Genomic DNA, 19,542 nt, shown 5'->3' on the forward strand with positions numbered 1-19,542 from the left:
TCACCGGGACGTCGGTGGGGCGACCTAGACTCGCGGCATGCCCGACGCAGGATCCCCCACCGTTCAGCCGACCGGCACCTCCGAGGACGACTTCGTCCATCTCCACGTGCACACCGAGTACTCGATGCTCGACGGCGCGGCGCGGATGAACGACCTGTTCAGCGAGGTGTCGCGCCTGGGCCAGAAGGCCATCGCCATCACCGACCACGGGTACCTGTTCGGCGCGTTCGACTTCTGGAGCACGGCGCAGAAGCACGGGGTGAAGCCGATCATCGGCGTCGAGGCGTACGTCACGCCGGGCACCAGCCGCCACGACCGCACCAAGGTCCTGTGGGGCGAGCAGCACCAGCGGCGCGACGACGTCTCTGCGGGCGGCGCGTACACGCACATGACCCTCTGGGCGCGGGACAACGAGGGCATGCACAACCTGTTCCGCGCGTCGTCCCTGGCGTCGCTGGACGGGCAGATGGGCAAGTGGCCGCGCATGGACCGCGAGCTGCTCGAGACCTACGGCAAGGGCCTCATGGGCACGTCGGGCTGCCCCTCGGGCGAGGTGCAGACGCGCCTGCGGCTCGGCCAGTGGGACGAGGCGGTGCGCGCGGCGGGCGAGCTGCAGGACATCCTCGGCAAGGAGAACTTCTTCGTCGAGCTCATGGACCACGGGATCGACATCGAGTCCCGCACCTTCAAGGACCTCCTGCGCCTCGCCGAGCACATCGACGCGCCGCTCGTGGCCACCAACGACCTGCACTACACCAAGCAGGAGGACGCCCACTCGCACGAGGTGCTGCTCGCGGTGAACTCCGGGTCGACGCTCGACGAGCCGACCTACGACCAGGGCGGCAGCCGGTTCGCCTTCAGCGGGGACAGCTTCTACGTGCGCTCGGGCGCGGAGATGCGCCGCCTGTTCGCGGAGCTCCCGCAGGCGATCGACAACACGCTGCTCATCGCGGAGCGCTGCGAGGTCTCGTTCGACACCAAGGCGAACTACATGCCGCGCTTCCCGGTGCCCGAGGGCGAGGACGAGATCAGCTGGTTCGTCAAGGAGGTCGAGGCCGGGCTGCGCCGTCGCTACCCGGACGGCATCCCGGACGACGTGCGCAAGCAGGCGAACTACGAGGTCGAGGTCATCATCCAGATGGGCTTCCCGGGGTACTTCCTCGTGGTGGCCGACTTCATCAACTGGGCCAAGGACCAGGGCATCCGCGTAGGGCCCGGCCGAGGCTCCGCGGCCGGTTCGATGGTGTCGTACGTCATGGGCATCACCGAGCTCGACCCCCTCAAGCACGGCCTGATCTTCGAGCGCTTCCTCAACCCGGAGCGCATCTCGATGCCCGACGTCGACGTGGACTTCGACGAGCGCCGGCGCGCCGAGGTGATCCGGTACGTCACCGAGAAGTACGGCGACGACCGGGTGGCGATGATCGTCACCTACGGCTCGATCAAGGCGAAGCAGGCGCTCAAGGACGGCTCGCGCGTCCTGGGCTTCCCCTTCGCGATGGGGGAGAAGCTCACCAAGGCGATGCCGCCCGCCGTGATGGGCAAGGACATCCCGCTCTCGGGGATCTTCGACCCCCAGCACGAGCGGTACGCCGAGGCCGCCGAGTTCCGCGCGGTGCACGACGCCGACCCCGAGGCGCAGCGCGTCGTCGAGACGGCGCGCGGCATCGAGGGGCTGAAGCGCCAGTGGGGCGTGCACGCCGCGGGCGTCATCATGTCGAGCCACCCGCTGATCGACATCATCCCCATCATGCGGCGCCCGCAGGACGGGGCGGTCATCACGCAGTTCGACTACCCGACGTCCGAGGGCCTCGGTCTCATCAAGATGGACTTCCTCGGCCTGCGCAACCTGACGATCCTCGACGACGCGCTCGAGAACATCGTCATGAACGGCAAGGACCCGGTCGCGATCGAGACGGTCGAGCTGGACGACAAGGCCACCTACGACCTGCTGGCCCGCGGCGACACGCTCGGCGTGTTCCAGCTCGACGGTGGCGCGATGCGCTCGCTGCTGCGCCAGATGCGGCCCGACAACTTCGAGGACGTCTCCGCCGTCATCGCCCTGTACCGGCCAGGCCCGATGGGCATGAACTCGCACATCAACTACGCCCTGCGCAAGAACGGGCTGCAGAAGATCGAGCCGATCCATCCCGAGCTCGAGGAGCCGCTCAGCGAGGTGCTGGGGGAGACCTACGGCCTCATCGTGTACCAGGAGCAGGTGCAGCGCGCCGCCCAGATCCTCGCCGGCTACTCGCTCGGCCAGGCCGACCTGCTCCGCCGCGCGATGGGCAAGAAGAAGAAGGAGATCCTCGACAAGGAGTTCGTCCCGTTCGAGGCGGGCATGAAGGAGCGCGGGTACTCCAAGCCGGCGATCCAGGCCGTCTGGGACACCCTCGTCCCCTTCGCCGGCTACGCGTTCAACAAGGCGCACTCGGCCGGCTACGGCGTCGTCTCCTACTGGACGGCCTACCTCAAGGCGAACTACCCGACCGAGTACATGGCCGGCCTGCTCCAGAGCGTGCGGGACGACAAGGACAAGATGGCGCTCTACCTGGGCGAGTGCCGTCGCATGCACATCACGGTCCTGCCGCCGGACGTCAACGACTCCGCCGCCAAGTTCACCGCCGTCGGGAACGACATCCGGTTCGGGCTCACGGCGATCCGGAACGTCGGTGCGAACGTGGTGGACGCGATCATCGCCGCGCGCGAGGAGAAGGGGGCGTTCACCTCGTTCACCGACTTCCTCGACAAGGTGCCCGCGGTCGTCTGCAACAAGCGGACCATCGAGTCGCTCATCAAGGCGGGCGCGTTCGACTCCCTGGGCCACCCGCGCCGTGCCCTGCTCGTGGTGCACGAGCAGGCGGTGGACTCGGTGATCTCGGTGAAGCGCAAGGAGGCCGAGGGCCAGTTCGACCTCTTCGCCGGCTTCGGTGGCGCGGACGAGGACGCGGCGATGACGTTCGCCGTCGACGTCCCGGACCTGCCGGACTGGGACAAGAAGCAGCGGCTCGCGTTCGAGCGGGAGATGCTCGGCCTGTACGTGTCGGACCACCCGCTGTCCGGGCTGGAGCACGTCCTCGCCCGCGCGGCGGACACGTCGATCGCCGCGCTCATGGCCGACGAAGGGCGCCAGGACGGGTCCACGGTCACGGTCGCGGGCCTGCTCACGAGCGTGCAGCGCAAGATGAGCAAGAACGGCAACCCGTGGGCGGCGGTCACCGTCGAGGACCTCGAGGGCGCCGTCGAGGTGATGTTCTTCGGGGAGACCTACCTGGCCTACTCGACGATCCTCGCCGAGGACCAGGTCGTGACGCTGCGCGGGCGTGTCCGGCGCCGGGACGACCAGATGCAGCTGCAGGCCATGGAGGTGTCGCTGCCGGACACGTCCGCCGTCGCCGACGCGCCCGTGCTGGTAACCGTGCCGCACACGCGGTGCGTGGAGCCGGTCATGGTGCGCCTGCGCGAGGTGCTCGCGACGCACCCGGGGTCGGCAGAGGTGCACGTGAGCGTCGCCGAGCCCGGCAAGCGCACGGTCGTGCGCGCGGCCGACACCCTGCGGGTCGAGAAGTCGCCCGCGCTGTTCGGGGACCTCAAGGCCCTCCTCGGCCCGAGCTGCCTCTCATGACCGGGACGCCGGGCACGGCCGTCGAGGGGCCCGACGACGGTTCCGCGGACCACCGCTTCCGCGTGGTCCCCGCGGCGTACCTCTACCTGCGCCGCGAGGGCCAGGTGCTGCTGCAGCTGCGGCAGGGCACCGGCTTCATGGACGGGTACTGGGCCGCCGCTGCCGCGGGGCACGTCGAGGCAGGGGAGTCCGTGCACGAGGCGGCCGTGCGGGAGGCGCGCGAGGAGCTCGGCGTCGTCGTCGAGGCCGCGGACCTGGTGCCGGTCACGGCCATGCACCGCGGCCAGCCCGGAGGGCCGGCCCTGGAGCAGCGGGTCGACTTCTTCTTCAGCGCGACCCGGTGGACGGGCGGCCCCGCGATCCGGGAGCCCGCGAAGGCCGGCGACCTGCGGTGGTTCCCGTTCGTCGCCCTGCCCGAGCGGGTGGTGCCGCACGAGCTGGTGGTCCTGCGCGCGCTGCACGACGAGGGCAGGCACGGCACCCGGGTGCCGCCGATCCTCAGCTCCGGCTTCTGACGCGGGCGGGGCTCGCCCGCGCGCGCCGTAGGCTCGGGGGCGTGTTCCGCCTCAACCCCGAGCAGCTGGTGTTCGTCACCGAGCGCCACCTCGCCACCCTGACCACCCTCCGCGCCGACGGCAGCCCCCACGTCGTGCCCGTCGCCTTCACCTGGGACGCCGACGCGGGCGTGGCGAGGACCACGGCGCGCCGGACCTCGGTCAAGGTCGTCAACGCCCGCCGTGCCGGCGCCGACGGCGCACGGCCGCGGGCGGCGCTGTGCCAGGTCGACGGCGGCCGGTGGCTGACCCTGGAGGGCACCGTCGAGGTGAGCGAGGACCCGGCCGAGATCGCGGACGCGGTCGCACGCTACGCGAAGCGGTACCGGCCCCTGGAGCACGACCCGGCCCGGGTGGTGCTGCGCCTGACGCCCGACCGCGCGATGGCGTCGACCTACATGGCCTGAGACGTCCTGAGCGAGCGTCTGGTCAGGCGGGCGGCTGGCCGGGCGAGCGTCTGGTCAGGCGACGACGGCCGACTCGTCGCCCTCGGGCAGGGAGACGGTCACCACGTCGCCACGGACGAGCTGTCGCCCGCGCCGCGTCTCGACGTCGCCGTTGACCTGCACCTCGCCGTCCGCCACGAGGTCGCGGGCGTGCGTGCCGGACTCCGCGAGGCCGGCGAGCTTGAGGAACTGGCCGAGGCGGATGATGTCGTCGCGGATGGGGACGTCGGTGGCGGCGGTCATGCGTCCATTCTCCGACAAAAGGCTCCGGCGTCCGACCCGCGCTGCCTAGACTGGCCGGGTGATCCGACGCATCGACCTCCGTGGTCAGGAGCTGTCTCGCACCGAGCTGCTCGGGGTGCTGCCGCGCCCCGAGATCGGGGTGGACCAGGCGACCGCGGCCGTGGCCCCGATCCTCGCCGACGTCCGGGCCCGTGGCGCTGCCGCGCTGCGTGACCTGGCCGAGCAGTTCGACGGGGTGCGTCCTGAGCATCTGCGCGTCCCGGCGGCGGCACTGACGAACGCGCTCGACACGCTCGACCCCGTGGTGCGGGCCGGCCTCGAGGAGGCGATCCGGCGGGTCCGCACGGTGCACGCCGCCCAGGTGCCCACCGAGCACGCGACGCAGCTCGCCCCCGGCGCGGTCGTGCGCCAGCGCTGGATCCCCGTGCAGCGGGTCGGCCTGTACGTGCCCGGCGGGCTCGCCGTCTACCCGTCGTCCGTGATCATGAACGCCGTCGCGGCGCAGGAGGCCGGCGTGCCCGGCCTGGCCGTCGCCTCACCGCCCCAGAAGGACGCCGGCGGGCTGCCGCACCCGACGATCCTCGCCGCGTGCGCGCTGCTCGGCGTCGACGAGGTGTACGGGGTGGGCGGCGCGCAGGCCGTGGGCATGTTCGCGTACGGCGCGGCCGGCTCCGCACCGCAGGACGGTCCCGTCCTGTGCGAGCCGGTCGACGTCGTGACCGGGCCGGGCAACGTGTACGTCGCGGCGGCCAAGCGGCTCGTGCGCGGCGTCGTCGGCATCGACGCGGAGGCGGGCCCCACCGAGATCGCGGTGCTGGCCGACGCGACCGCCGACCCGGGGCACGTCGCCCTCGACCTCATCAGCCAGGCCGAGCACGACCCGATGGCGGCCTCCGTGCTGGTGACGCCGTCCGTCGAGCTGGCGGGTGCCGTCGAGGCCCGGCTGAGCGACCTGGTCGGTTCCACCAAGCACTCCGCGCGCGTCATGCAGGCCCTGAGCGGTCCGCAGTCCGCCGTCGTGCTGGTCGACGACCTGGACCACGGGCTCGCGGTCGTGGACGCGTACGGTGCCGAGCACCTGGAGATCCAGACCCAGGACGCCCCGACCCTCGCGAACCGCGTGCGCTCCGCGGGCGCGATCTTCGTGGGCCCGTGGTCGCCGGTCTCCCTCGGCGACTACATGGCGGGCAGCAACCACGTGCTGCCCACCGGCGGGTCGGCGCACTTCTCCAGCGGGCTCGGGGTGCACGCGTACCTGCGGTCCGTCCAGGTCGTGGAGTACACCCGGGACGCGCTCGAGGAGCTCGCGGACCGGATCGTCGCCGTCGCCAACGACGAGGACCTGCCCGCGCACGGCGAGGCCGTGCGCGGCCGCTTCCTCTGAGCTCCGGGCGCCAGTCGCGCGCCAGGGGTCTTGCCGCTCTGGCGTGTCCTGCGCCGAGGGCAAATAGTGTGCCAAGCGCGACTGGCACATCGCGTCGGAGGCACGTGCGAGCATGGACGCCATGCCCGCCCCGCCGCCCCGCCTCGACCCCGTCGTGGTCGGCGGCATCGTGGGGAGCGCCGCGTTCCGCCGTGCCCAGGGCTACGAGCGGGCCGGCATGGTCGGCACGTGGCGCTGGGACGCGGACGCGCTCGTCCTGACCTCCCAGGTCACGGGGAGCGGCCCGCAGCCCTACACCTGCCGCGTCACGTTCGACGTGGGCGCCGACGGCCGGTACGCGTACCGGGCCGCGACGTGCAGCTGCCCCGTGCGTGAGGACTGCAAGCACGTGGCGGCCACGCTGCTGCACGTCGGGCAGCAGGCGGGTGCGACGGACGTCGGTGGCCACGCCGCGGACGAGGGGACGACGTCGACCGGCTGGCGCGGTCGGCTCGCGGCGGTGACCGGGAGCGCACGGGGCCCGGCCGCGGGGACGGCGTCCGACGGTGCGACCGGCGGAGTGCTGCCGGTGGCGCTGCGCTTCCGGCTCGACGAGGCGTTCGGCGACCTGCCGCCGCAGCTGTCGGTGCGCCCGGTGGTGCGTGGTCGCACCGGGTGGAAGGTGGCGCCCGAGGCGAGCTGGGAGGCGCTTGCCACCGGGCTCTACGCCTTCGCCGACGTGCGGGCCACGCCGGCCCCGCAGGTCCGGCGCTGGTTCGCCGACCTGGGTTCCGCCCTCGCCGACGGCGGGTTCGGCCGCGGCCGGCTGGCGTGGCGGCCGCTCGCCGCGGGGGGACGCGGCCTGTGGGCCCTGCTCGCCGAGGCGGCGGACCTCGAGATCCCGCTGGTCGCGCACGGCGCGCGCGACGAGGTGCGCCTGGCGGGCACGGCCGAACTCCGGCTCGTGGTCGGGTCCGGCGACGACGGGGTGCGCCTCGACCCGGTGGTCGCCTTCGACGGCGCGGACGCGCCCGCAGGCTCTGCCCTCGGGACGGTCGGCGACACCGGCGTGTACGCCGTCGAGACCGAGGGGCGGCGCACGGTGCTCCGCCTCGGGCCCACCGCGCGCCGCCTCTCCGACGCGGCCCGCGAGCTCGTCGTCGTCGGCCGGGTCGACGTCCCGCGCGACGACGTGGCCGAGCTGTTCGCCGAGCACCTGCCGGTGCTGCGGCGCGCGGTCCGCGTGCTCTCCGACGGTTCGGTGACGCTGCCCGACCCGCCGCGCCCGGTGCTCGTCGCCGAGGTGGGCTTCGCGTCGCCGGAGCACGCGCGGCTCGCGTGGTGCTACGAGTACCCCGCGCCAGGCGGGTCGCCGCGGCGCGTCCCGCTCGAAGGAGCCGCCGCCGACCCGTTGCGGGCCCCGGACGCCGAGGCCGAGATGCGGGCCAAGGCGCAGGCCGCCGTCCGCGGCGTGCCGGGCTTCGAGCGGTTCGACCTCGCGGCCCGGACGGAGCTGAAGGGGCTGGACGCCCTCGACCTCGCGCACGGGGTGCTGCCCGCCCTCGCGGCCACGGGCGACGTGCGGGTCGAGGCCACCGACGTGCCGCACTACCTGCATCTCGACGCCGCCCCGCGGGTGGTCGTCTCCGGGGCCCCGTCAGGGGACTCCGACTGGCTCGACCTCGGCGTCTCCGTCACCGTGGCAGGCAAGGAGCTCCCGTTTGCGCGCCTGTTCACCGCCCTCACGCGCGGCGACAAGCGGCTCCTGCTCGTGGACGGCTCGTGGCTCCGGCTCGACCAGCCGGTCCTGGGGCGGCTGCGCGACCTGATCGCCGAGGCCACGGAGCTGAGCGACCGACCGGGCAAGGCGCGGGTCAGCCGCTACGACGCGCACCTGTGGGGCGAGCTCGAGGACGTCGCGGACGTCGTGGAGGCCGCGGCGACGTGGCGGCGGTCGCTGGCGGGGCTGCGGTCGTTCGCCGCGGGGGAGACGGTGGCTGAGCCGGTCGACGTCCCCGTGGGGGTCCGTGCCGACCTGCGCCCGTACCAGCGGGAGGCGTTCGAGTGGCTGGCGTTCCTGTGGAGCCACGGGCTCGGCGGCATCCTGGCCGACGACATGGGGCTCGGCAAGACGGTCGAAGCCCTCACGTTCCTCGCGCACGCCCGCGCCACCGCGCCTGACGCGCCGCCGTTCGTCGTCGTCGCGCCCGCCTCCGTGGTGGGGAACTGGGTGGACGAGGCAGCACGCTTCACGCCCGGGCTACGGGTGGCGTCGATGCCGGCGACAGGGCGCACGCTGGGCAGCGGGGTCGCGGAGCTCGCGGCGGGGGCCGACGTGCTGGTCACGTCCTACGCCGTCTTCCGCCTCGAGTTCGACGCGTTCGACGCGCTCGGTTGGAGCGGCCTGATCCTGGACGAGGCCCAGGTGGCGAAGAACCCGCGGACGAGGGCGCACGAGACCGCGCGGCTCCTCGACGCACCGTTCAAGCTCGCGATCACCGGCACGCCCCTGGAGAACAACCTGCTCGAGCTCTGGGCGTTGCTGGCCGTCGTCGCGCCGGGCCTCTACCCGTCGATGCACCGCTTCCGCGCCGAGACGGCGCGGCTCGTCGACGCCGCGGCCACCGACGACGACCCGCAGGTGGTGGCGGCAGGCAACCGCGCCCTGGCCCGCCTCAAGCGCCGGATCCGTCCCCTCGTGCTGCGTCGCACCAAGGAGCAGGTGGCGCCCGAGCTGCCCGAGCGGCAGGAGCGCGTCCTGCGCGTGCCGCTCACCCCGGACCACCGCAAGGTCTACGACACCCACCTGCAGCGGGAGCGGCAGCGGCTCCTCGGCCTGCTGGAGGACTTCGAGGCCAACCGGGTGGCCATCTTCCGCTCGCTGACCACCCTGCGCCGCCTCGCGCTCGACGCGTCGCTGCTCGACGGCGCGTACGCGGGCGTGGGCTCCGCGAAGCTGGACGTGGTGACCGACGAGCTGGTCGAGATCGCCGCGGAGGGCCACCGCGCCCTCGTGTTCTCGCAGTTCACGTCGTTCCTGCGCCGGGTGGAGGCGCGGTGCGCGGAGGCGGGGCTGGCCGTCGCCTACCTCGACGGGGCCACCCGCCGCCGCGCGGACGTCATCCGCGGCTGGAAGGAGGGGGACGCACCGGCGTTCCTCATCAGCCTCAAGGCGGGTGGGGTGGGGCTCAACCTCACCGAGGCGGACTACGTCTACCTGCTGGACCCGTGGTGGAACCCCGCGGCCGAGGCGCAGGCGGTGGACCGCACCCACCGCATCGGGCAGACCCGGCACGTCGCTGTCACCCGCCTCGTGGCGCAGGACACCATCGAGGAGAAGGTGATGGCGCTGGCGCGCCGCAAGGCCGCGCTGTTCGACGCGGTGCTGGACGACGAGGGGGGCGCGTTCTCCCGCTCGCTCGCGGCCGACGACGTGCGCGGGCTGCTGGAGCCGTAGGCCGGACGGGGCCCCCGCCCGGCACGCCCCAGGCACGACGAAGCCCCCGGGGCCGGCGGCGGGTGCCACCGGCCCCGAGGGCCTTGCTGGTCGAGCCGTACGGCTCAGCCGTCCGCGTCAGTTCGCGGGGGCCGTGCCCTTCTCCCAGCCCACGTTCTCCACCGGCTGCAGGCCGAAGAGGTCGAGACCGGTGTAGGTCTCGGGCGTGAGGTTGGCGAGACCCTTCGTGGCCATGGAGATCCACGGGCCGTTGTACAGCGGCAGGATGCCCCAGGTCTCGGAGATGATCTCCGACTCGAGCTTCATGCCCGCCTCGGTCTGCTCCTCAGCCGTCGGCAGGGACGACACCTGGTCCGCGATCTTCTTGTCGATCGCCTTGGTGCCGGTCGACGACAGGTTCAGGCCCGAGTCCGAGCAGTACAGCTGGCACATGTACGCCACGCCGTACGGGTCGCTCGACGAGAAGCCGAGGATGACGAGGTCCCAGTCCTTGGTGGACAGCACGGTCGAGAAGTCGCTCGCGGGGCGCTTGTCGATGTCGAGCTTGAAGCCGATCGCGGCGAGCTGCTGCTGGACGACCTTGGCGCGGGCCTCGGTGATCGGCTCGTCGCCGAAGATGGGCAGACGGCCCTCGAACTTCACGCCGTCCTTCTCGCGGACGTCGCCGTTCTTGGTCCAGCCGGCCTCGTCGAGGAGCGTGTTGGCCGCGTCGACGTCGTACTTGTAGCCCGCGGCAGCGAGCGCGTCGACGTAGCCCTCCTGGAACGGGAACAGGTTCAGCGAGCCGGCGTCGGGCTCGGTGTAGTTGAGGCCGTTCCAGACGACCTCCTTGATCTGGTCGCGGTTGATGGCCTTGAAGAGGGCCTCGCGGACCTTGACGTCCTTGAACTGCGGACGCTCGGCGTTCAGCTCGAGGAGGTTCGTCGACGTGCGCTGCGCGCGGTACGTCTCGGCGTTGTCGACGTCCTTGAGCTGCTCGAGGTTGTCGGCCGACAGGTTGTCGACGTAGTTGACCTCACCGTTCTGGAAGCCGTTCACCGCGGCGGTGGGCTCGAGCACGCGGAACGTGACCTTGTCGAGCATGGGCTTGTCGCCCCACCACTTGTCGTTCGGCACGAACGAGACGACGCCGCCGTTGAGGTCGAACTCGTCGATCTTGTACGGGCCGGCACCCCAGTCGGCGTGCGCGTCCTCGAGGTAGCCCTCGTTGAACACCTTCGGCGAGTTCACGGCCGGGTTCATGATGTGCCAGAACAGACCGTCGGTCCAGGGGAACTCGGTCTTGAAGGTGACGACCGCCTGGCGCTCGTCCTCGCCCTGCTTGACAGACTCGATCTGCGAGTAGCCGTCGGTCGAGCTGGGGACGTAGCCCTCCTCGGTCGACCGGTTGGCCTTCCAGAGCTCCTCGTAGGACTTCCAGGTGATCGGGCTGCCGTCGTTCCAGACCGCCTTGGGGTTGATCGTGTAGGTCACGACGGTCTTGCCGTCCTTGACCTCGGTGGTCCAGTCGGAGAGGTAGTTCGGGTTGGCCGAGGCCTCGCCCTCCGGGGACATGAGGATCATCTGCGGGTTGTACCACTCCCAGATGCGGGCGGTGTCGACCGACCCGTCGGAGTGGTTCGGGTTCATCTGCGGGGTGATCTCCGTCAGCGGGAAGGTCACCTCGCCGCCCTGCTCGAGCTTCTCGCGCGGCTGCGGGTTGTAGTCCGCGCCCTCGATGGTCTGGGCCGAGGCGGACGGCTTGGCGCCGCCGTCGTCGTTGCTCCCGCCGCCGCAGGCGGTGAGGGCCAGGGCCAGCACGCCGGCGACGGCGACGCTGCCGGCCAGTCTCTTCTGCAGCCTCATGGGTGCTCCTTTCGCGCCTGGTAGGCGCTCACTCGATGGTTGGAGTTGATGGGTGAGGAAAGCTTCGTCAGCGGTGGTGGCAGGCGTTCACGTGCACGCCCGTACGGCCGCTGAGGACAGGGACCTTCGTCTCGCACACGGCCCGCTCCGGGGCGTCGAGGGTCTGGTACAGGGGGCACCTGGAGACGAAGGGGCACCCTGTGATGGTGTCGGTCGGGCTGGGAAGGTCGCCCTTGAGCACGATGTGCTCGCGGCCGCGCTCCTTCACCGGGTCCGGCACCGGGATCGCCGACAGCAGCGCTCGGGTGTACGGGTGCTGCGGGTCGTCGAAGACCGCGTCGACCTCGCCGTGCTCGACGAAGCTGCCGAGGTACATCACGGCGACGCGGTCGGCGATGTGCCGCACGACCGACAGGTCGTGCGCGACGAAGAGGTAGGACAGGCCCAGGCGCACCTTGAGCTCGTCGAGCAGGTTGATGACGCCCGCCTGCACCGACACGTCGAGCGCGGACACCGGCTCGTCGAGGACCACCAGCTTCGGGTTGGTCGCCAGAGCGCGTGCGATGCCGATGCGCTGGCGCTGCCCGCCGGAGAACGCCGCCGGGAAGCGGTCGCTGTGCGCCGGGTCGAGGCCGACGAGGTCCATGAGCTCGTCGACCCGCGGCCCGACCTCAGCGGTCGGGGTGCCCACGGTGCGCAGGGGCTCGGCGATGACGTCGAAGACCGTCATGCGCGGGTCGAGCGAGCCGACCGGGTCCTGGAAGACGATCTGCACGTCGCGGCGCAGCTGACGCTCGGCGCGGCCACCCTTGATGTCGGCGACGCTGGTGCCGACGATCCGGATGTCGCCGTCGTCCTGCGCGGCGAAGTCCATGATCTGCAGCAGCGTCGTGGTCTTGCCCGACCCGGACTCGCCGACGATCGCCATCGTCTCGCCCTCGCGGACGTCGAAGCTGACGCCCTTGACGGCGTGCACCTCGCCGACCTTCTTCTTGCGGAACGAGCCCTTGAGGAGCGGGAACGTCTTCGTGAGGTTCTCGACCTCGAGCGTGGGCGCACGCAGGTCGCGGGGCACCCTCTCGAGGGTCGAGGAGGGGATCTCGGGGACCGGGTAGACCGGCTCGTCCCCGATGCGGCCGGCACGGATCTCCTCCGCGCGGATGCACGCGGCACGGTGGTCCGGTGCGCCGCCGACGGGCAGGAGCTCGGGCTCGGAGGTGAGGCACGCGTCCTGCACGATCGGGCACCGCGCGGCGAAAGGGCACGCGTCGGGGAGGTCGACCAGCAGCGGGGGGCTGCCCTTGATGGGCACGAGCGGCTGGTCCACCGACTTGTCGACCCGGGGGATCGCCCCGAGCAGGCCGATCGAGTAGGGCATGCGGGTGTCCGCGAACAGCGTCTCGACCGGGGCCTTCTCGATCGCGCGACCGGCGTACATGACGACCACGTCGTCCGCGATGTTGGCCACCACGCCCATGTCGTGCGTGATCATCATGACCGCGGCACCGGTCTCGCGCTGCGCCGTCTTGATGAGGTCGAGGATCTGGGCCTGGATCGTGACGTCGAGGGCCGTCGTCGGCTCGTCCGCGATGATCAGCCTCGGGTTGTTCGCCATCGCGATGGCGATGACCACGCGCTGGCGCATGCCGCCCGAGAACTCGTGCGGGAACGACTTCACGCGCTCCTGGGGCCGGGGGATCCCGACGAGGCCGAGCAGCTCGACGGCGCGGTCCCAGGCCGCGCGGCGCGACATCCGGGGGTTGTGGACCGTGAGTGCCTCGACGATCTGGTCACCGACCGTGAACACCGGCGTCAGCGACGTCAGCGGGTCCTGGAAGATCATCGCGATGCCGTTGCCGCGGATCTTGGACATCTGCGCGTCGCTCTTGCCGAGCAGCTCCTCGCCCTCGAACTGCACCGAGCCGCCGATGCGGGCGTTCTCGTCGAGCAGGCCCATGACGGCGAGCGAGGTGACGGACTTGCCGGAGCCGGACTCGCCGACGATCCCGAGGGTGCGCCCCTCGGCGAGGTCGAACGAGACGCCGCGGACGGCGTCGACGCGCCCCGCCTCGGACGGGAAGCTGACGGTGAGGTCGCGGACGGAGAGTACGGGGGTGGTCATGCGCGGCCTCCCGCAGCGGAGGTGGGATCGAGGGCGTCGCGCAGGCCGTCGGCGACCAGCGCCATGGAGACGGTCAGCAGCGTCAGTGCGGCGGCGGGGAAGTAGAACATCCACGGCGCGCTCGAGATGCTGGAGGCGCCGATGCCGATGAGGGACCCGAGCGAGACGTCGGGGAGCTTCACGCCGAAGCCGAGGAAGGACAGCCCGGTCTCGGCCATGACGGCGCCGACCACGCCCAGCGTGAAGTTGATGACCAGCAGCGACCCGATGTTCGGGATCAGGTGGCGCAGCACGATCCGCAGCCCGGGCACGCCCATGTAGCGCGCGGCGTGGACGTACTCCCGCTCGCGCAGCGAGAGGGACAGCGTCCAGATGGTGCGGGCCTGGAAGAACCAGCTGACGAGGATCAGGACGAGGGCGATGACCTTCCAGTCGCCGCCGGAGTCGTTGGACATCATCGCGAGGAGCAGGAACGTCGGCGCCACCATCAGGAAGTGGATGATGAACAGCGCCACCCGCTCGATCCGGCCGCCGAAGTAGGCGGCCGCGGTGCCGATGACGGCCGACAGGATCGTCGTGCCCGTGGCCACGACGACCGCGATCAGCAGCGAGCGCTGCAGGCCCACGACGACCATCGCGTACAGGTCGTTCCCGGCGTTGTTGGTGCCGAACCAGTGCTCGGGGCTCGGCGGGTCGGACAGGGCGAGGAAGTCGAGCTCGACGTGGTCGTACTTCTGGAAGAACGTGCCGAACACCGCGAAGAGCACGAGCAGCACGAAGATGACCACGCCGCCGACCGCGGGACGGTTGCGGGCGAAGCGGCGGCTGTACAGCCGCCACTTCGACAGCCGCTTGCGCTCACCGGGCTCCGCGACGGGGGGAGCGACCTCGGTCTCGGCCAGAGGGTCGACCATGGAGGGATCGTTTGCCATGTCAGCTCACCCGCACTCGGGGATCGAGGACGACGACCGCGATGTCCGCGAGGATCGCGCCCACCGCGGTCATGACCGCGCCGAACGCCGCGACCGCGACCACACCGTTGATGTCGTTCTTCGAGATCGTCTCGATGAAGTACTGCCCCATGCCCTTCCAGGCGAAGATCGACTCGGTCAGCACGGCGCCCGTGAAGATGCCGGGGATCGAGAACGCGACCTGCGTCGTGACGGGGATCAGCGACGTGCGCAGGGCGTGCTTGCGGATCGCCTGCTGCTTGGTCAGGCCCTTGGCCCGCGCCATGCGCACGTAGTCGGACTTGATGTTGTCGAGCAGCAGGGAGCGCTGCAGGAAGTGGTACTGCGCGTACCCCACGATGATCAGCGCGATGGTGGGCAGCGTGAGGTGCTGGACGGTGTCGAGCAGGGTGGGAAAGAAGCCGCTCACCCCCGGGCTCGACGAGCCGGTGACGTAGAAGACCGTCGTGCCCACGGCGCCGTTGAAGGCGATCGCGAGCAGCACGAGCCCGAGCGCCGCGACCACGATCGGGATGTTCATCGTGATGATGGACGTGCCCTGCGCGATCCGGTCTCCGACGCGGTACTGGCGCGAGGCGCTGTAGACGCCCAGCGCGATGCCGATGAGCGTCAGCAGGATCGTCGCGCCGAGCATCAGCTCCGCGGAGACCCACATGCGGTAGGAGACCTGCTCGTTGACCGACTGCCCGGTGGGGCTGACTCCCCAGTCCCAGTGGAAGAGGATGCCGCTGAACCAGTTCCACCACCTCACGAGCAGCGGCGTCTGGTCGTCCAGGTTGCGCGGCTCGAGCAGGTTGTGGATCTGCTCCTCGCTGAGAGGGGGCCGCCTCCCGACGTAGTTGCTCCGGGGGTCGAGGTAGGCCCAGGCGAGGAAGTACGTGAGATTCGTGACGGCTACGACCATGAGCAACCAGCCCGTGGTGCGGCGCAGCAGATATCGGGTCAAAGTCGGAGGGGCTTTCTTCAGGAACGGTCGCGGTGCCGTGACATTACCGCCGTCCAGAGTGGCCTCCGACACATCTGGGCCGAGCGGCTCGGATCGTTACGGTTTCGTGCTCCAGGCGAACAATCCCGGAAACATGCGGAGCGGCCGGCGGGTCCTGCCCCTGGTGCTGGCCCGGAGCGGGTCCGGGGCGGTCCGCAGGTCCGCCTCGATCAGGTCGGGGGCGGTCTGACCTGCCCCGACGTCCTCAGCGCACGTCGGTGCAGTCAGCGCGCGTCAGCGCACGCCGAGGACGAACGGGTGCACGGCGGACGCGCCGGCCTGCCGCAGGAGCCGTGCGGCCACCGTGAGCGTCCACCCGGACTCCGTCCAGTCGTCGACGAGCAGCACCGAACGGCCGGGCAGGCCGCGCAGGGTCGCGTCGTTGAGCTCGAGCCGGAGCCGCCGGGCCACCCCGGCGAGCCGCATCGCGGAGTTCACGTCGTGCCGAGCCGGCTGCTCGGCGCCTGCCGCAGGGCCGACGGAGCCGATGAGGGGGACGCCGAGGTAGGCGGCGAGTCCGGACGCCAGGTGGTAGGTCAGCTGCGGTCGGGTGGTCGAGCGCACCGCCACGACCCCCTCGACCAGCGTCCGGCGCGCGCCCGCGGCGGCGGTCTCGCCGTCGCCCTCTACGCCCTCTACGCCCTCTACGCCCTCTCCGGCCGCGCCGGCCGCGCGGACGGCGTCCCAGTCGTCCAGCACGCGAGCCGCGGCGTGCCGCAGGGGCACCGGCACCTCGCCGTCGGGGGCGCCGGCCGCGAAGAGGTCGCGCAGCGGTCCGGACCAGCCCAGGCCGTCGAGGCGGGCGACGGCGCGCCCCGTCTCGGCGCGCTCGTCGGGCGCGATCTTGCCCTTGAGGTCGAGCCCGAGCGCGGCGAGGCCCGACGGCCACATCGCGCGGGGGCCGACCTCGACACCCGGCCGGTCCATGTCGGCACGCGCCGCGGCGACGGCCTCGGCGTCCGGGACGGCGGGCAGGGAGACACCGTCACACCGGTCGCAGCGGCCGCACGTCCACCCCGCGGGCAGCTCCGGGTCGTCCAGCTGGGCCCGCAGGTACGCCATGCGGCACCCGGTGGTCGCGACGTAGTCGACCATCGCCTGCTGCTCCGCCTGGCGCGTGGCCTCCACCCGGGCGTACCGCTCGGCGTCGTACGCCCACGGCGTGCCCGTGGCGACCCAGCCGCCCTGGACCCGGCGCACGGCGCCGTCGACGTCGAGCACCTTGAGCATCGTCTCCAGGCGCGAGCGCTTGAGGTCGACCTGGGTCTCCAGCGCGGCGGTGCTCTGCGCGCCGTCCGAGGCCGAGAGCGCCCCCAGGGTGGTGCGGACCTGTGCCTCCGCGGGGAACGCCTGGGACCCGAACCAGTCCCAGATGGCGCGGTCCTCCTGCCCGGGCAGCAGCACCACGACGGCGTCGTCGACGCCACGTCCCGCGCGGCCGACCTGCTGGTAGTACGCGATGGGCGACGACGGGGCACCGAGGTGGACGACGAAGGCGAGGTCGGGCTTGTCGAAGCCCATGCCGAGGGCCGACGTGGCGACGAGGGCCTTGACCCGGTTCTCCTTGAGGTCCTGCTCCAGCTGCTCCCGCTGCGTCGGGTCGGTGCGTCCGGTGTAGGCGGCGACCGCGAGCCCGGCCCCACGCAGCTGCTCGGCGACCTGCTCGGCGGCCGACACGGTGAGGCAGTACACGATCCCCGACCCGTCCACGTCCTGCAGGGCCTCGACGAGCCAGGCGACGCGCGTGGGCTGGTCCGGCAGCTCCAGGACGGCGAGGTGCAGCGACTCCCGGTCCAGCCCGCCGCGCAGCACCAGCACGTCGTCCGTGGTGCGCGCCTCGGCGCCCGCCTCGGCCTCGAGCTGCCCGCCACGTACCGCGAGCTGCTCCGCGACGTCGGACGTCACGCGTGCGTTGGCCGTGGCGGTGGTCGCGAGCACCGGGATGCCGGGCGGCAGGTCGGCGAGCAGGGTGCGGATGCGCCGGTAGTCCGGGCGGAAGTCGTGACCCCAGTCCGAGATGCAGTGCGCCTCGTCGATCACGACGAGTCCCGCGTCGGCCGCCAGCCGGGGGAGGACCTCGTCGCGGAACGCCGGGTTGTTGAGACGCTCGGGGGAGCAGAGCAGCACGTCCACCTCGCCCGCGGCGATCGAGGCGTGGACCTGGTCCCACTCCGTGACGTTCGACGAGTTGATCGTCACGGCACGGATCCCGGCCCGGGCGGCAGCCGCGATCTGGTCGCGCATGAGGGCCAGGAGCGGCGAGACGATGACGGTCGGTCCGGCCCCGCGGGAGCGCAGCAACGACGTGGCGACGAAGTACACCGCCGACTTGCCCCACCCGGTGCGCTGCACCACGAGCGCGCGCCTCCGGAAGGCGACCAGAGCCTCGATCGCGCGCCACTGGTCGTCGCGCAGGGTGGCGTCCTCGCGGCCGACCAGCGCACGGAGGGACTCCTCCGCCTGCTCCCGCAGCGTGCCCCCGCCCTCGCCCGCGCTGTCGAGCAGCCCGCGGAGCATCGCGAGCTTCGCGCGCTTGGCGGGGTCGGTGCCGGGCGGTCCCTCCTGAGGGCCGGCGGCCGGGACCGGCGCCGGTGATGGGACGGACGGGCGCGCCGGGGGAGCGGGTTCCGGCTCCGGAGCCAGGTCGTCCGGCGGCGGGGCGTCGTCGTCCGAGGGGGCGAACACGAGGTCGGCGTACGGGTCGTCGGGGTGGCTCACCCTCCCGATCGTAGGGTGCGCCGCCGACGGGCGACGGCAGCTCTCCACAGCCCGCGCGGCGGCTCGTCCTGGAGCGCGGTCAGCGCACGTACTCCCGCAGGAGCGCGACCGCCGACCCGACGACCGTGACCACCTCGGAGGCCGCCGCGAGGAGCTCGTTGGTCCCGGCGAACGTCTCGTTGACGCCGTAGAACCCGACCGTCGTCGAGAGGACGAACGCGAGCAGGGTGAGGCCGCCGAACCCGATCCCGCCGACCAGGGGCAGCCAGTGCCGCCAGATCACCAGCGCCGCGGCGAGCACGACGCCGGCCACGGCGTTGAGCAGGAAGAGAGGGCCGACGACGGCGATCGTGTCGTAGCCGTCGAGGTACAGCAGCACGTGGATCACCGCGGACACCAGGGCTCCCGCGGCGGCCACGGCGCGCCACACCCGCGCGAAGGGGCCGCCGGGCGGTCCCCCGGCCCGTGGCCGCGGTGGCACTGCGCTGGGCGTGGAGTCCATGATGATGATGCTCCCACTCCTCGGGCCCGCCGTCTCCGGAGCGGACGCGTATGCCGACAGGCCCCCTGGACCGCACCCCTCGGAGGCTCGATGCCCAGCACCCCGACCACGACGTCCGCGACGTCCGCGACGCCCGAGGCGCCCGTGAGCCCCGCCGCCGAGACGCCCGGCAGCACTGCACCCGGGGCTCCGCTGACGGCGCAGCGTTGTGCCTGCGGGCCCACCCGTCGGCAGGTGCTGCGCGGCACCGGCGCGGTGGCGGGCGTCGTCGCCGGCGCGGGCGTGCTCGCCGCCTGCGTCGAGCAGAAGCCGACCCCGGAAGAGGCCGCGGCGTCCGCGAGCGCGGCCGGGGCGGGGACCGTCGTCGTCGCGCTCGCGGACGTGCCGGTGGGTGGCGCCGTGTCCGCCAAGGTGGGCGGCCAGGACGTGCTCGTCACCCAGCCGACGCAGGGGGAGGTGCACGCCTTCAGCGCGATCTGCACGCACGCCGGGTGCACCGTCGCGCCGGGTGACGGGGAGCTCCTGTGCCCCTGCCACCAGTCGCGCTACGCGCTCACCGACGCCGCGGTCCTGGGCGGCCCTGCTCCTGAGCCGTTGCCCGCGATCCAGGTCGAGGTCTCGGGGTCCGACGTCGTCCTGCCGTGAGGTCGTCCTGGCACGAGGTCGTCCTGGCATGAGGTGGCGGGCGACCGGGCCCGGCGGTGTCGTCCG

At 72.2% G+C, this 19,542-nt stretch carries 13 protein-coding genes; 6 read left to right on the forward strand and 7 right to left on the reverse strand.

Features of this window, described 5'->3' with window-relative positions; translation table 11 throughout:
- Positions 1-37 precede the first annotated feature (37 nt).
- Genes dnaE through ACFT55_RS04030 form a run of 3 tightly spaced genes read left to right on the forward strand, consistent with a single transcriptional unit; the run spans position 38 to position 4,586 of the window.
- A complete protein-coding gene (gene dnaE, locus ACFT55_RS04020) occupies positions 38-3,625 on the forward strand; it encodes a DNA polymerase III subunit alpha (RefSeq protein ID WP_380241734.1) in 3,588 nt (1,195 codons plus the stop codon).
- Complete coding sequence (locus ACFT55_RS04025; protein WP_380241736.1) at positions 3,622-4,140, forward strand: NUDIX domain-containing protein; 519 nt, start codon at positions 3,622-3,624, stop codon at positions 4,138-4,140. The genes dnaE and ACFT55_RS04025 overlap by 4 nt, the downstream gene beginning before the upstream one ends.
- Before the next feature lie 41 nt (positions 4,141-4,181).
- On the forward strand, positions 4,182-4,586 hold the full coding sequence (locus ACFT55_RS04030; protein WP_380241738.1) for a pyridoxamine 5'-phosphate oxidase family protein: 405 nt from the start codon (positions 4,182-4,184) through the stop codon (positions 4,584-4,586).
- A gap of 54 nt (positions 4,587-4,640) precedes the next feature.
- On the opposite strand, the gene ACFT55_RS04035 is transcribed toward ACFT55_RS04030, so the two are convergent.
- Complete coding sequence (locus ACFT55_RS04035; protein ID WP_380241740.1) at positions 4,641-4,868, reverse strand: RNA-binding S4 domain-containing protein; 228 nt, start codon at positions 4,866-4,868, stop codon at positions 4,641-4,643.
- A gap of 58 nt (positions 4,869-4,926) precedes the next feature.
- Here ACFT55_RS04035 and hisD point away from each other — a divergent pair, with 58 nt between their 5' ends.
- Both hisD and ACFT55_RS04045 read left to right on the forward strand, forming a co-directional pair.
- Entirely contained in the window at positions 4,927-6,252 is a 1,326-nt protein-coding gene (hisD, locus tag ACFT55_RS04040) for a histidinol dehydrogenase (RefSeq protein WP_380241742.1), read from the forward strand.
- Between the two features lie 121 nt (positions 6,253-6,373).
- Positions 6,374-9,688, forward strand: a complete 3,315-nt coding sequence (locus tag ACFT55_RS04045; protein WP_380241744.1) for an SNF2-related protein — start codon at positions 6,374-6,376, stop codon at positions 9,686-9,688.
- A gap of 117 nt (positions 9,689-9,805) precedes the next feature.
- Here ACFT55_RS04045 and ACFT55_RS04050 read toward each other — a convergent pair whose 3' ends face one another.
- From ACFT55_RS04050 to ACFT55_RS04075, 6 genes are all read right to left on the reverse strand, one after another.
- Complete coding sequence (locus ACFT55_RS04050; RefSeq protein WP_380241747.1) at positions 9,806-11,533, reverse strand: ABC transporter substrate-binding protein; 1,728 nt, start codon at positions 11,531-11,533, stop codon at positions 9,806-9,808.
- A 67-nt stretch (positions 11,534-11,600) separates the two neighbouring features.
- Positions 11,601-13,655 carry a dipeptide ABC transporter ATP-binding protein gene (locus ACFT55_RS04055; protein ID WP_380241749.1) on the reverse strand — a complete coding sequence of 685 codons (2,055 nt, stop codon included), beginning with the start codon at positions 13,653-13,655 and terminating at the stop codon, positions 11,601-11,603.
- Complete coding sequence (locus ACFT55_RS04060) at positions 13,652-14,569, reverse strand: ABC transporter permease (protein ID WP_380241752.1); 918 nt, start codon at positions 14,567-14,569, stop codon at positions 13,652-13,654. Before ACFT55_RS04060 ends, ACFT55_RS04055 begins: the two co-directional genes overlap by 4 nt.
- 19 nt (positions 14,570-14,588) lie before the next feature.
- Positions 14,589-15,572: an ABC transporter permease gene (locus ACFT55_RS04065; protein WP_380241754.1), complete on the reverse strand. Its 984-nt coding sequence runs from the start codon at positions 15,570-15,572 to the stop codon at positions 14,589-14,591.
- Positions 15,573-15,845: 273 nt separating this feature from the next.
- On the reverse strand, positions 15,846-18,128 hold the full coding sequence (locus ACFT55_RS04070) for a RecQ family ATP-dependent DNA helicase (protein ID WP_380241777.1): 2,283 nt from the start codon (positions 18,126-18,128) through the stop codon (positions 15,846-15,848).
- A gap of 280 nt (positions 18,129-18,408) precedes the next feature.
- Entirely contained in the window at positions 18,409-18,831 is a 423-nt protein-coding gene (locus ACFT55_RS04075; RefSeq protein ID WP_380241757.1) for a hypothetical protein, read from the reverse strand.
- A 90-nt stretch (positions 18,832-18,921) separates the two neighbouring features.
- Between ACFT55_RS04075 and ACFT55_RS04080 the strand changes: the two genes are divergently transcribed.
- Positions 18,922-19,476: a Rieske (2Fe-2S) protein gene (locus ACFT55_RS04080; RefSeq protein WP_380241759.1), complete on the forward strand. Its 555-nt coding sequence runs from the start codon at positions 18,922-18,924 to the stop codon at positions 19,474-19,476.
- Positions 19,477-19,542 lie beyond the last annotated feature (66 nt).

The organism is Isoptericola sp. NPDC057191 (assembly GCF_042670225.1).
Taxonomy (GTDB): Bacteria; Actinomycetota; Actinomycetes; order Actinomycetales; family Cellulomonadaceae; genus Isoptericola.

What these genes read in the sequence shown, in the direction of transcription:
- dnaE (WP_380241734.1), top strand. Translation starts at nt 38, where the DNA reads ATGCCCGACGCAGGATCCCCCACCGTTCAGCCGACCGGCACCTCCGAG.
- ACFT55_RS04025 (WP_380241736.1), top strand. Translation starts at nt 3,622, where the DNA reads ATGACCGGGACGCCGGGCACGGCCGTCGAGGGGCCCGACGACGGTTCC.
- ACFT55_RS04035 (WP_380241740.1), bottom strand. Translation starts at nt 4,868, where the DNA reads ATGACCGCCGCCACCGACGTCCCCATCCGCGACGACATCATCCGCCTC.
- ACFT55_RS04045 (WP_380241744.1), top strand. Translation starts at nt 6,374, where the DNA reads ATGCCCGCCCCGCCGCCCCGCCTCGACCCCGTCGTGGTCGGCGGCATC.
- ACFT55_RS04050 (WP_380241747.1), bottom strand. Translation starts at nt 11,533, where the DNA reads ATGAGGCTGCAGAAGAGACTGGCCGGCAGCGTCGCCGTCGCCGGCGTG.
- ACFT55_RS04055 (WP_380241749.1), bottom strand. Translation starts at nt 13,655, where the DNA reads ATGACCACCCCCGTACTCTCCGTCCGCGACCTCACCGTCAGCTTCCCG.
- ACFT55_RS04060 (WP_380241752.1), bottom strand. Translation starts at nt 14,569, where the DNA reads ATGGTCGACCCTCTGGCCGAGACCGAGGTCGCTCCCCCCGTCGCGGAG.
- ACFT55_RS04070 (WP_380241777.1), bottom strand. Translation starts at nt 18,128, where the DNA reads ATGCTCCGCGGGCTGCTCGACAGCGCGGGCGAGGGCGGGGGCACGCTG.
- ACFT55_RS04075 (WP_380241757.1), bottom strand. Translation starts at nt 18,831, where the DNA reads ATGGACTCCACGCCCAGCGCAGTGCCACCGCGGCCACGGGCCGGGGGA.
- ACFT55_RS04080 (WP_380241759.1), top strand. Translation starts at nt 18,922, where the DNA reads ATGCCCAGCACCCCGACCACGACGTCCGCGACGTCCGCGACGCCCGAG.